Source organism: Streptomyces sp. NPDC046900, assembly GCF_040644975.1.
GTDB lineage: Bacteria > Actinomycetota > Actinomycetes > Streptomycetales > Streptomycetaceae > Streptomyces.
The window spans coordinates 1-12,057 of sequence record NZ_JBEYXD010000077.1 but is presented as its reverse complement, the minus strand read 5'-3'; the positions used below and the strand labels follow the sequence as shown (position 1 = coordinate 12,057).

The window sequence follows — 12,057 nt, the reverse complement described above, 5'->3', positions numbered from 1 at the left end:
CGCGTCTCCGCGCCCGGTCACCCGCAGGGGACCGGCGAGCGACACCTCCTGCCGCTCCCCGCGCCCCAGGGTGAGACTGAACGTGGTGGCCGGCGCCGGAACCGCTGCGAGGAGTGCGTCCAGCTGGTGCAAGGGGGATCCCGAGCCGCCGGGTTGGGGCCATCGCCGGATCCAGTACGTCGTGTGCCGCCGGTTGTCGCAGCGCCGGCTCCGGCCGGACTCCTCGTTCCGCCGCGGCGGCACATCGGCCCTTCCGGCCACGGCGGTCACCAGAGGATCGGCGTAGACGGTGGTGGCGACGGCAGCGGTCAGCTTCTCCTCGTTCAGCACCGTGACCCGGTACCCGGTCCCCGTCAGACCCTGATGAGCGAAGCGCTGACCGGGGACGGCACGGCCCTGGACCTCCGCACCATCTGGCTGACCGCCGTGATCGGAGCCGCGTCCGCCGTGGTCCCGGCGCTCGGGCTGATTCTGCCGAGGGGCGGGGGAGGTCACCCCCTTCTGAGACCGCTTCCTGGAGATCGCCGAGGGCTTCGTCCTGCTCACGCTGATCCCGCTGACCCTGGCCGTCTTCGACGTGTACGCGACGGCGCGTGCGATGACCAGCGCATAGTCGGGCTCCATGGCTCCGGCTACGGCGATGACCGACCTCGGAGCGAAGCGTGTGCGGACGCGGGCTTCGGCGTCACAGGGGTGGCGCCCCTGCCCGCTCCCGTTCGCCGGGGGCCGGGACGGAAACCGGGCCTCTCCCGCTCACTCCGCCTCAACCGCCCCGCCAGGCCCCCCCGCCTCCAGGTCGAACTCCCCGTCCCGCGCCCCCAGGACGAACGCCTGCCACTCGGCTTCCGTGTACCGGAGTACCGTCTCGGGGTCGAGTGACGAGCGCATCGCCACGGCGCCGCCGGGCAGGTAGGCGATCTCGACCCGCTCCTCCTGCTCTTCGGTACCCGGCGCGCTGTGCCACTGGACGCCCGAGATGTCGAGGGAGTAGAGCTCGTCCCGCTCCCGCTCCTTGCGCGCCTTGACGTCCTCGTTCACTTCTTCCGTCATGGCGAAGCGACCCCTTCCCCGGCGTGCGGATGATCCAGTGGCTCACCCTAGTGGCCGTCCGGGTGCCGGCCGGGCGGTTCGGGGACCGTGGCAAGGGCGGCGTCCGCCTGCTGGTACCCTGTGTGACGACCGTTCGTGTACGCACCCCCGGACCCCGAGCCGACCCACCAAGGGTTTCCCAGGGATCTGGAGGCCGCGCCCCGGCGGATCCCCGCCTCCCGAGTCACGGAAGCTCCCCTGAGATGCAGACCAGGGGCACTCGGAAGCCATCAGAAGACTACGAGGAGTACGCGTGTCGCTCGACGCCGCTACGAAGAAGCAGATCATGTCCGAGTTCGGTACCAAGGAGGGCGACACCGGCTCCCCCGAGGTCCAGGTCGCCATGCTGTCCCGTCGCATCTCGGACCTGACCGAGCACCTCAAGACCCACAAGCACGACCACCACTCCCGCCGTGGTCTGCTGATCCTGGTCGGTCAGCGCCGCCGCCTGCTGCAGTACCTGGCCAAGAAGGACATCCAGCGCTTCCGTACGCTGGTCGACCGCCTGGGCATCCGCCGCGGTGCGGCGGGCGCCAAGTAAGACGCCGTGAAGGGAGCGGTTCCCATGAGAAGGGGGCCGCTCCCTTTGCTGTACGTGCGGACTGTCACCACCGCTTTGTAGTGTGGTAGCACAACGCCAACGCAATACGAACAACGCAGTGTGAGGAACGCCCGGGCCCACCGGGCGCGAGGCACACACCGAACGAGGAGAAGCGCACCTCGCCGCCGCCGGTCCTCGGTAGTGGCCCCCGGGGGGACGTGAGCCCCGGGTGCTTCGATCGAAGACCGGCCCGCACCAGAAGGGCGCTTCTCCGCCACCGTCCCCCTGCCACACGGGCAGCGAAGGACGAAGACGAGGAGAAAACGCTAGTGGAGAACGAGACCCACTACGCCGAGGCCGTCATCGACAACGGCTCCTTCGGCACCCGTACGATCCGCTTCGAGACGGGCCGCCTGGCCAAGCAGGCCGCCGGCTCGGCAGTCGCGTACCTGGACGACGACACCATGGTGCTGTCGGCCACCACCGCGTCCAAGAGCCCCAAGGACCAGCTCGACTTCTTCCCGCTGACGGTCGACGTCGAGGAGCGGATGTACGCAGCCGGCAAGATCCCCGGCTCCTTCTTCCGCCGTGAGGGCCGTCCGTCCGAGGACGCCATCCTCACCTGCCGTCTCATCGACCGCCCGCTGCGCCCGTCCTTCAAGAAGGGCCTGCGCAACGAGATCCAGGTCGTCGCCACGATCATGGCGCTCAACCCCGACCACCTGTACGACGTCGTGGCGATCAACGCCGCGTCCGCGTCCACGCAGCTGGCCGGCCTGCCCTTCTCCGGCCCGATCGGCGGCGTCCGCGTCGCGCTGATCAACGGCCAGTGGGTCGCCTTCCCGACGCACACCGAGCTCGAGGACGCCGTCTTCGACATGGTGGTCGCCGGCCGCGCCCTGGAGGACGGCGACGTGGCGATCATGATGGTCGAGGCCGAGGCCACCGACAAGACCATCCAGCTGGTCACGGGCGGAGCCGAGGCGCCGACCGAGGAGGTCGTCGCCGCCGGTCTGGAGGCCGCCAAGCCCTTCATCAAGGTGCTGTGCAAGGCCCAGTCGGACCTCGCCGCGAAGGCCGCCAAGCCGACCGCCGAGTTCCCGATCTTCCATGACTACCAGGACGACGTGCTGGAGGCGCTGAGCGCCGCCGTCCGCCCCGAGCTGGCCCAGGCGCTCACCATCGCCGGCAAGCAGGAGCGCGAGGCCGAGCTCGACCGCGTCAAGCAGCTCGCCGCCGAGAAGCTCCTGCCGGAGTTCGAGGGCCGCGAGAAGGAGATCTCCGCCGCGTACCGCTCGCTGACCAAGACCCTGGTCCGCGAGCGCGTCATCAAGGAGAAGAAGCGCATCGACGGCCGCGGCGTGACGGACATCCGTACGCTCGCCGCCGAGGTCGAGGCCATCCCGCGGGTCCACGGTTCGGCCCTGTTCGAGCGTGGCGAGACCCAGATCCTGGGCGTCACCACCCTCAACATGCTGCGCATGGAGCAGCAGCTGGACACCCTCTCGCCGGTGACCCGCAAGCGCTACATGCACAACTACAACTTCCCGCCGTACTCCACCGGTGAGACCGGCCGTGTCGGCTCCCCGAAGCGCCGCGAGATCGGCCACGGCGCCCTCGCCGAGCGCGCCCTGGTCCCGGTCCTGCCCTCGCGCGAGGACTTCCCCTACGCGATCCGCCAGGTCTCCGAGGCCCTCGGTTCCAACGGCTCGACGTCCATGGGCTCGGTCTGCGCCTCCACCATGTCGCTGCTGAACGCCGGTGTGCCGCTGAAGGCCCCGGTCGCCGGTATCGCCATGGGCCTGATCTCCCAGGAGATCGAGGGCGAGACGCACTATGTGACGCTGACCGACATCCTCGGCGCCGAGGACGCCTTCGGCGACATGGACTTCAAGGTCGCCGGCACCAAGGAGTTCGTGACCGCTCTCCAGCTCGACACCAAGCTGGACGGCATCCCGGCCTCCGTCCTGGCCGCGGCCCTCAAGCAGGCCCGTGACGCCCGGCTCCACATCCTCGACGTGATGATGGAGGCCATCGACCGGCCCGACGAGATGTCCCCGCACGCCCCGCGGATCATCACCGTCAAGATCCCGGTCGACAAGATCGGCGAGGTCATCGGCCCCAAGGGCAAGATGATCAACCAGATCCAGGAGGACACCGGCGCCGAGATCACGATCGAGGACGACGGCACGATCTACATCGGTGCCGCCGACGGCCCCTCCGCCGAGGCCGCCCGCGCCACGATCAACGGCATCGCCAACCCGACCATGCCGGAGGTCGGCGAGCGCTACCTGGGCACGGTCGTGAAGACGACCACGTTCGGCGCGTTCGTCTCGCTGCTCCCGGGCAAGGACGGTCTGCTGCACATCTCGCAGATCCGCAAGCTGGCCGGCGGCAAACGCGTGGAGAACGTCGAGGACGTCCTCGGCATCGGCCAGAAGGTCCAGGTCGAAATCGCCGAGATCGACTCCCGCGGCAAGCTCTCCCTCGTCCCCGTGATCGAGGGTGAGGACGAAGGCGACGCCGACGAGGCGAAGGACGACACCGACAAGTGACGTCCCGTGGCTTCAAGGCGACGGCCCGCACCTCAACCGAGGCGCGGGCCGTCGCCCGTACCCAAACCCTGATCAAAGGCACCAACGGCATCGGCACGGTCCGCAAGACCACCCTCCCGGGAGGCCTGCGCGTCGTCACCGAGACCCTGCCCTCCGTGCGCTCCGCCACCTTCGGTATCTGGGCGCACGTCGGGTCGCGCGACGAGACGCCCGCCCTGAACGGTGCCACGCACTACCTGGAACATCTGCTCTTCAAGGGCACCCAGCGCAGGAACGCCCTCGACATCTCGTCCGCGATCGACGCGGTCGGCGGCGAGATGAACGCGTTCACGGCGAAGGAGTACACGTGCTACTACGCACGCGTGCTCGACACCGACCTGCCGCTCGCCATAGACGTCGTCTGCGACATGCTCACCGGCTCGCTGATCCTCGAGGAGGACGTCAACGTCGAGCGCGGCGCGATCCTCGAGGAGATCGCGATGACGGAGGACGACCCGGGCGATTGTGTGCACGACCTGTTCGCGCACACCATGTTCGGCGACAACGCGCTCGGCCGCCCGGTCCTCGGCACGGTCGACACCGTCAACGCCCTGACCGCGGACCGCATCCGCCGCTTCTACAAGAAGCACTACGACCCCACCCACCTGGTGGTCGCGTGCGCCGGCAACATCGATCACAACAAGGTCGTACGTCAGGTGCGTGCCGCCTTCGAGAAGGCGGGCGCCCTCATACGGACCGACGCCGCCCCCATCGCCCCGCGCGACGGCCGGCGTGCCATCCGTACGACCGGCCGCGTCGAGCTGCTGGGACGCAAGACCGAGCAGGCGCACGTCGTCCTCGGCATGCCCGGCCTGGCCCGCACCGACGACCGCCGCTGGGCGCTCGGCGTGCTGAACACCGCCTTGGGTGGCGGCATGTCGTCGCGCCTGTTCCAGGAGGTCCGGGAGAAGCGGGGCCTCGCCTACAGCGTGTACTCGTACACCTCCGGCTTTGCCGACTGCGGCCTGTTCGGCGTGTACGCCGGCTGCCGGCCGAGCCAGGTGCACGACGTCCTGAAGATCTGCCGCGACGAGCTGGACCACGTGGCCGAGCACGGTCTGTCCGACGACGAGATCGCCCGCGCCATCGGCCAGCTGAGGGGCTCCACGGTCCTCGGACTCGAGGACACGGGCGCGCTGATGAACCGTATCGGCAAGAGCGAGCTCTGCTGGGGCGACCAGATGTCCGTCGACGACATGCTGGCCCGGATAGCCTCTGTCACCCCGGACGACGTCCGGTCGGTGGCCCAGGACATCCTGGGGCAGCGGCCCTCCCTGTCGGTCATCGGCCCGCTCAAGGACAAGCAGGCATCCCGTCTGAGCGAAGCCGTCGCCTGAACCCCTCCGTAGCCGTCGCCTGAACCCCTCCGTAAGGAAGCAAAAGAGATGAGCAAGCTGCGTGTGGCGGTCCTCGGCGCCAAGGGCCGGATCGGCTCGGAGGCGGTCAGGGCCGTCGAGGCCGCCGAGGACATGGAGCTGGTCGCCGCCCTCGGCAGTGGCGACAAGCTGGCGACCCTCGTGGACACCGGCGCCCAGGTGGCGGTGGAGCTGACCACCCCGGCGTCGGTGATGGGCAACCTCGACTTCTGCGTCGGGCACGGCATCCACGCCGTGGTCGGTACGACGGGCTGGACCGAGGAGCGCCTCGCGCAGCTGAGGGACTGGCTGGCGCCGTCCCCGCAGACGGGCGTCCTCATCGCGCCGAACTTCTCCATCGGCGCCGTGCTGACCATGAAGTTCGCCGAGGTGGCCGCCCCGTACTTCGAGTCCGTCGAGGTCATCGAGCTGCACCACCCGAACAAGGTGGACGCCCCGAGCGGCACCGCCACACGCACCGCCCAGCTCATCGCCGCCGCCCGAGAGAAGGCGGGCAGCGCCCCGCAGCCCGACGCCACGGCGACGGCCCTGGACGGCGCCCGCGGGGCGAACGTCGGCGGCGTCCCGGTGCACGCCGTGCGACTGCGCGGCCTGCTCGCCCACCAGGAGGTGCTGCTCGGCGGTGAGGGCGAGACCCTCACCATCCGCCACGACTCGCTGCACCACAGCAGCTTCATGCCGGGCATCCTGCTCGGCGTCCGCCGCGTCGTGACCACCCCGGGCCTGACCTTCGGCCTCGAGCACTTCCTCGACCTGAAGTAGCCGTCGATGCGCGACAAGATCACCTACGCCGTCACGGCCGCCGTCCTGGTCGTCTACTTCGTCCTGGTCGGCAGCCGCGGTGTGCTCCTGATCCAGAACGGCACCTTCGTCACCGTGACCTTCGGTGTCGCGGTGCTGATCCTGCCGGCCATCGGCGTCTGGTTCCTGTGGAAGAACACCCAGTTCGTACGCAAGGCCAACCGGCTTGCCGCAGAGCTGGACGCCGAGGGCGGGCTGCCCGTCGACGAGCTGAGGCGCACCCCCAGCGGCCGGATCGACCGCGACTCGGCCGACGAGGTCTTCGCCCGGCGCAAGGCGGAGACGGAGGCGGCCCCGGACGACTGGCGCAGCTGGTTCCGGCTGGCCATCGCCTACCACGACGCCCGTGACACGCCCCGCGCCCGCAAGGCGATGCAGCGGGCGATCGCCCTGCGCGAGGGCAGGACGGTCCAGGCCTGACCGGTGCGGCGCCCCGGCGGGCCCGCGCCGGCAGGGGGTGCCGTGCGTGCGAGCCGACGGAGGCCGTGCGCAGATCGCGGGCCGGGCGACAAGACGCCCGAGCCGTCACGCACGACGAAGGGCCGGCCCGCACGCTGCGGGCCGGCCCTTCGTCGTCGCATGGCCTCAGCCCCGGTGGTACTCCGCGGCCCACGCCTCGACCGTGTCCGCCGACCGGTCGAAGGCCTGCGGACGCGCCAGGAAGTCGGCGCCGTGCGTGGTGAGCAGCGGCGGCATGTCCTCGGGCGCACGGCCCCTGCGTACGAGGACGAGAGCCTGCCCCTGAACGGTGCGCGGCAGCCCGAGCCACCGCACCGGCTGCTGCACCGTCCGAACCGCGACGACCCGCTCCCAGGGCACCGTGCTCGTCGCGAAGAAGCCCACCCGGCGCAGTCCACGTGCGCTCACCCAGACGCCCATCCGCAGCAGGCGCAGGGCGGCGGCTATGACGACCACGCCGATGCCGAGCACCGTGCCGGCGCCGGAGGGCGTGCCGGTGAGCCCAATGATGACGGCCGCGAAGAGCACATACGAGGCGAGCAGCAGCAGCAGCGCGGCCGCGCCGACCCGCCAGGGGCCGGGACGGTAGGGGCGCCGCCAGCGGTCGCGATTGTCGTACGGCAGCGGGAGGTCGTCAGCGGCCGGTTCGGAAGCACGGTCGGCCGTCAGGAAGGGCAGGGGCACGGCTGATCCTCACTCGGTCCATAGGGCTGTGCCCGGTGAGGCTATCGAGACGTGTCCACGCCCACCACCCTTGGGGGTCCAAGTGCGGTGCCTGTGGGCCGCGCGGGCGACCTGAGGCGTCACCGCCCGGTGGAGGCCTCGGAGTGCTGTGTCGCGGCGGGCGACGGCTGCGACATGGCCGGCATTCCTATGACCAGGGCGCCGACGAGCCCGGCGACGACGGTGAGCCCCAGGAGCCAGCGGCCGGCCAGCTGACCGGCCGAGGCACGCGCGCGGGGCGGGGGAGCGACATTGCTGCGGAACGAGTCGGCTTCGGCGAGGAAGGCGAACGGTACGGGCTCGCGCCGACGGGACATGGGGAGCGCTTCTCCTCTGGGCTGGCAGGACCGGGGGTCCGGGATGTGAAGACGGGGTGACGCGAACGGATCGCCGTCACCAACACAGACGCGCGAACGGCGGGAAAGGTGCCCTCTTTCGCCAAATTCGCAGAAGTTCGGCGGCGAATGTCGCGGACCGGTACCGAACGCCCCGTTGTCAGTGCCGGGCCGTAGAGTGGGCGCCGCCCGAGCTTGTGATGGGAAGGACTCTCCACACCGTGACCGACACCCCCGCCGACGACCTCAAGCCCAGCTTCCGCAGCGACGTCACCGTCGAGCTGGTCAAGCACAGCGCGGCCGACTCCGACGTGCTGTGGGCCGCCCGCGTCTCCACCGCCGGTGAGCAGTCCCTGGACGAGCTGAAGAAGGACCCGGAGCGCTCCAAGGGCCTGATCAACTACCTGATGCGGGACCGGCACGGCAGCCCCTTCGAGCACAACTCGATGACCTTCTTCATCAGCGCCCCGATCTTCGTCTTCCGCGAGTTCATGCGGCACCGGGTGGGCTGGTCGTACAACGAGGAGAGCGGGCGCTACCGCGAGCTCCAGCCGGTCTTCTACGTCCCCGCCGAGTCCCGCAAGCTGGTGCAGGAGGGCCGCCCGGGCAAGTACCGGTTCGTCGAGGGCACCCAGGCCCAGCAGGAGCTGGTCGGACGTGTCATGGAGGACTCGTACGTGCAGGCCTACGAGGCGTATCAGGAGATGCTCGCCGCCGGTGTCGCCCGCGAGGTCGCCCGCTCGGTCCTGCCGGTCGGACTTTTCTCGTCGATGTACGCGACCTGCAACGCCCGCTCGCTGATGCACTTCCTCGGCCTGCGCACCCAGCACGAGCTGGCCAAGGTGCCTTCTTTCCCGCAGCGGGAGATCGAGATGGTGGGCGAGAAGATGGAGGCGGAGTGGTCCAGGCTCATGCCGCTCACCCACGCCGCGTTCAACGACAACGGGCGCGTGGCCCCGTAACGCGCTCCTCATCCCCCTCGGGCACAGATGTGCGGTCAGCCGAGCGAAGTGTCCGTATTGCGGCATTTCGAGTAGTTCATCTAGCCTGATCAAACGGACCCGGCACTGCTTGAACCCCCGAGCAGGCAGTGCCGGGCTCCGCATATGTCAGGACTTTTTCGGACCACCCAAGGGCAGACCCCGCGCAGGGCAGCGAGTAGCGTGTACCCATGGCTCCGACCTCCACTCCGCAGATCCCCTTCGGGCGGATCCTCACCGCCATGGTCACGCCCTTCACGGCGGACGGCGCACTCGACCTCGACGGCGCGCAGCGGCTCGCCACCCACCTGGTGCACGCAGGCAACGACGGCCTGATCATCAACGGCACCACGGGTGAGTCGCCCACCACGAGTGACGCGGAGAAATCGGATCTCGTACGAGCCGTCCTGGAGGCCGTCGGCGACCGCGCCCATGTCGTCGCCGGCGTCGGAACCAACGACACCCACCACAGCATCGAGCTGGCGCGTGCGGCGCAGCAGGCGGGCGCGCACGGTCTGCTGACCGTCACGCCGTACTACAACAAGCCCCCGCAGGAGGGCCTGTACCGGCACTTCACGGCCATCGCCGACGCCACCGACCTCCCCGTCATGCTCTATGACATCCCCGGCCGCAGCGGCATCCCGATCAACACCGAGACCCTCGTCCGGCTGGCCGAGCACCCGCGGATCGTCGCCAACAAGGACGCCAAGGGCGACCTCGGCCGCGCCAGCTGGGCCATCGCTCAGTCCGGCCTCGCCTGGTACTCCGGCGACGACATGCTCAACCTGCCCCTGCTCTCCGTGGGTGCCGTCGGCTTCGTCTCGGTGGTCGGCCACATCGTCACGCCCGAGCTGCGGGCCATGGTCGAGGCCTACTCGAGCGGCGACGTGCAGAAGGCGCTGGAGATCCACCAGAAGCTGCTGCCGGTCTTCACCGGCATGTTCCGTACCCAGGGCGTCATGACCACCAAGGCCGCGCTCGCCCTCCAGGGCCTGCCCGCCGGACCGCTGCGCCCGCCCATGGTCGAGCTCTCACCCGAGGAGACCACCCAGCTCAAGATCGATCTTGCTGCCGGCGGGGTACAGCTCTGACAACGACTTCACAACTGAATAGGCAGGACGAAGGTGCCTGCACCCCACATTGACGACCGCTTTTGCACGAACGTCATGCGCGCCGCGTGCCCCACAGGTACGTGGCGTGCATGGTGAGGAGAGTCTTTTGAGTCATCCGCACCCTGAACTTGGCTCGCCCCCGCCACTCCCCGAAGGCGGCCTGCGGGTCACCCCGCTCGGCGGTCTCGGCGAGATCGGCCGGAACATGACGGTCTTCGAGTACGGCGGCCGCCTGCTGATCGTCGACTGCGGAGTGCTCTTCCCCGAGGAGGAGCAGCCCGGAATCGACCTGATCCTGCCGGACTTCTCGTCCATCCGAGACCGTCTCGACGATGTCGAGGGCATCGTCCTGACCCATGGTCACGAGGACCACATCGGCGGCGTTCCGTTCCTGCTGCGCGAGAAGCCCGACATCCCGCTCATCGGCTCCAAGCTGACGCTCGCCCTCATCGAGGCGAAGCTTCAGGAGCACCGCATCCGTCCGTACACCCTCGAGGTCGCCGAGGGCCGGCGTGAGCGCATCGGCCCCTTCGACTGCGAGTTCGTCGCGGTCAACCACTCCATCCCGGACGCCCTGGCGGTCGCCATCCGCACTCCCGCCGGCATGGTGGTCCACACGGGCGACTTCAAGATGGACCAGCTGCCGCTGGACAACCGGCTGACCGACCTGCACGCGTTCGCCCGGCTGAGCGAAGAAGGCATCGACCTGCTGCTCGCCGACTCCACCAACGCCGAGGTCCCGGGGTTCACCCCGCACGAGCGCGACATCTCCAATGTGCTGCGCCAGGTCTTCGCCGGTGCCCGCAAGCGGATCATCGTGGCGAGCTTCGCCAGTCACGTCCACCGCATCCAGCAGATTCTCGACGCGGCACAGGAGTACGGCCGCCGGGTCGCCTTCGTCGGCCGCTCCATGGTCCGGAACATGGGCATCGCCCGGGACCTGGGCTATCTGAAGGTGCCGCCGGGCCTGGTGGTGGACGTCAAGACGCTGGACGACCTGCCGGACCACGAGATCGTGCTGATCTGCACAGGCTCCCAGGGCGAGCCGATGGCGGCCCTGTCGCGCATGGCGAACCGGGACCACCAGATCCGCATCGTCGACGGCGACACCGTGATCCTGGCGTCCTCGCTGATCCCGGGCAACGAGAACGCGGTGTACCGCGTGATCAACGGCCTGACCCGGTGGGGCGCGAACGTCGTGCACAAGGGCAACGCGAAGGTGCACGTCTCCGGCCACGCGTCCGCGGGCGAGCTGCTGTACTTCTACAACGTGTGCCGTCCGAAGAACCTGATGCCGGTCCACGGCGAGTGGCGCCATCTTCGGGCGAACGCCGAACTGGGCGCGCTCACGGGTGTCCCGCACGACCGGATCGTCATCGCCGAGGACGGCGTCGCCGTCGACCTCGTCGAGGGCAAGGCGAAGATCTCCGGCAAGGTCCAGGCGGGGTACGTGTACGTCGACGGCCTCTCGGTCGGTGACGTCGGCGAGCCGGCGCTCAAGGACCGGAAGATCCTCGGCGACGAGGGCATCATCTCGGTCTTCGTGGTGATGGACTCGTCGACGGGCAAGATCACAGGCGGTCCCTACCTCCAGGCGCGCGGCTCGGGTATCGAGGATTCCGCGTTCGACGCGGTGCTCCCGAAGATCACGGAGGTGCTGGAGCGGTCGGCCCAGGACGGGATCGTCGAACCCCACCAGCTGCAGCAGCTGGTGCGGCGGACCCTGGGCAAGTGGGTCTCGGACTCCTATCGGCGCAGGCCGATGATCCTGCCTGTGGTCGTTGAGGTCTGACAGACCGTCAGTTCCTCGCACGGGTGAACCCGGAGCGAGGCGCCCCGATTTGCATCGGGGCGCCTCGCTCCAGTACGTTTACGGCTCTGCCAACGGGGGAACCCGGCGCAACCGAGCGCCTGGGACCGTCCCCAGGGGGGCGGAAATCCTGACTCAGAATCTCTGATAAAGTCGGGGTCGCCGGAAAGGGAAACGCGAAAGCGAAAACCTGGAAAGCAACCGAGGAAATCGGGTCGAGAAAAGATCTGATAGAGT

At 69.3% G+C, this 12,057-nt stretch carries 11 protein-coding genes and 2 pseudogenes; 9 read left to right on the top strand and 4 right to left on the bottom strand.

Annotated elements, in window-relative coordinates:
• A pseudogene (locus ABZ904_RS40295) lies at positions 1-369 on the bottom strand (type VII secretion protein EccE); the annotation flags it as partial.
• Between ABZ904_RS40295 and ABZ904_RS40290 the strand changes: the two are divergent.
• Positions 358-613: pseudogene (locus ABZ904_RS40290) on the top strand (type VII secretion integral membrane protein EccD); the annotation flags it as partial. The pseudogenes ABZ904_RS40295 and ABZ904_RS40290 sit on opposite strands and share 12 nt — an antisense overlap.
• Positions 614-753: 140 nt before the next feature.
• On the opposite strand, the gene ABZ904_RS40285 reads toward ABZ904_RS40290, so the two are convergent.
• Entirely contained in the window at positions 754-1,050 is a 297-nt protein-coding gene (locus ABZ904_RS40285; protein WP_359405688.1) for a DUF397 domain-containing protein, read from the bottom strand.
• 292 nt (positions 1,051-1,342) lie between these two features.
• On the opposite strand from ABZ904_RS40285, the gene rpsO reads away from it, so the two are divergent.
• The 5 genes from rpsO (at position 1,343) to ABZ904_RS40260 (ending at position 6,821) form a co-directional block, all read left to right on the top strand.
• Entirely contained in the window at positions 1,343-1,630 is a 288-nt protein-coding gene (gene rpsO / locus ABZ904_RS40280) for a 30S ribosomal protein S15 (RefSeq protein WP_138052768.1), read from the top strand.
• A gap of 329 nt (positions 1,631-1,959) precedes the next feature.
• The gene (locus ABZ904_RS40275; RefSeq protein ID WP_359405692.1) at positions 1,960-4,185 is read left to right on the top strand and encodes a polyribonucleotide nucleotidyltransferase; all 2,226 of its coding nucleotides are present in this window, start codon (positions 1,960-1,962) and stop codon (positions 4,183-4,185) included.
• Positions 4,182-5,561 carry a pitrilysin family protein gene (locus tag ABZ904_RS40270; protein ID WP_359405695.1) on the top strand — a complete coding sequence of 460 codons (1,380 nt, stop codon included), beginning with the start codon at positions 4,182-4,184 and terminating at the stop codon, positions 5,559-5,561. Before ABZ904_RS40275 ends, ABZ904_RS40270 begins: the two co-directional genes overlap by 4 nt.
• A gap of 48 nt (positions 5,562-5,609) precedes the next feature.
• Entirely contained in the window at positions 5,610-6,362 is a 753-nt protein-coding gene (gene dapB, locus ABZ904_RS40265; RefSeq protein WP_359405698.1) for a 4-hydroxy-tetrahydrodipicolinate reductase, read from the top strand.
• Between the two features lie 6 nt (positions 6,363-6,368).
• The gene (locus tag ABZ904_RS40260; RefSeq protein WP_359405701.1) at positions 6,369-6,821 is read left to right on the top strand and encodes a hypothetical protein; all 453 of its coding nucleotides are present in this window, start codon (positions 6,369-6,371) and stop codon (positions 6,819-6,821) included.
• Positions 6,822-6,986: 165 nt separating this feature from the next.
• On the opposite strand, the gene ABZ904_RS40255 is transcribed toward ABZ904_RS40260, so the two are convergent.
• A complete protein-coding gene (locus tag ABZ904_RS40255; RefSeq protein WP_359405704.1) occupies positions 6,987-7,544 on the bottom strand; it encodes a hypothetical protein in 558 nt (185 codons plus the stop codon).
• A 119-nt stretch (positions 7,545-7,663) separates the two neighbouring features.
• A complete protein-coding gene (locus ABZ904_RS40250; protein WP_359405707.1) occupies positions 7,664-7,900 on the bottom strand; it encodes a hypothetical protein in 237 nt (78 codons plus the stop codon).
• Positions 7,901-8,139: 239 nt separating this feature from the next.
• Between ABZ904_RS40250 and thyX the strand changes: the two genes are divergently transcribed.
• From thyX to ABZ904_RS40235, 3 genes are all read left to right on the top strand, one after another.
• Positions 8,140-8,880 carry an FAD-dependent thymidylate synthase gene (thyX, locus tag ABZ904_RS40245; RefSeq protein WP_359405710.1) on the top strand — a complete coding sequence of 247 codons (741 nt, stop codon included), beginning with the start codon at positions 8,140-8,142 and terminating at the stop codon, positions 8,878-8,880.
• A 209-nt stretch (positions 8,881-9,089) separates the two neighbouring features.
• On the top strand, positions 9,090-9,989 hold the full coding sequence (dapA, locus tag ABZ904_RS40240; RefSeq protein WP_359405713.1) for a 4-hydroxy-tetrahydrodipicolinate synthase: 900 nt from the start codon (positions 9,090-9,092) through the stop codon (positions 9,987-9,989).
• 127 nt (positions 9,990-10,116) lie between these two features.
• Positions 10,117-11,802: a ribonuclease J gene (locus tag ABZ904_RS40235; protein ID WP_361829081.1), complete on the top strand. Its 1,686-nt coding sequence runs from the start codon at positions 10,117-10,119 to the stop codon at positions 11,800-11,802.
• The last annotated feature ends 255 nt before the right edge of the window (positions 11,803-12,057 follow it).

Coding starts and splice junctions, on each gene's coding strand:
- ABZ904_RS40260 (WP_359405701.1), top strand. CDS start 6,369: ATGCGCGACAAGATCACCTACGCCGTCACGGCCGCCGTCCTGGTCGTC.
- dapA (WP_359405713.1), top strand. CDS start 9,090: ATGGCTCCGACCTCCACTCCGCAGATCCCCTTCGGGCGGATCCTCACC.
- dapB (WP_359405698.1), top strand. CDS start 5,610: ATGAGCAAGCTGCGTGTGGCGGTCCTCGGCGCCAAGGGCCGGATCGGC.
- ABZ904_RS40250 (WP_359405707.1), bottom strand. CDS start 7,900: ATGTCCCGTCGGCGCGAGCCCGTACCGTTCGCCTTCCTCGCCGAAGCC.
- ABZ904_RS40285 (WP_359405688.1), bottom strand. CDS start 1,050: ATGACGGAAGAAGTGAACGAGGACGTCAAGGCGCGCAAGGAGCGGGAG.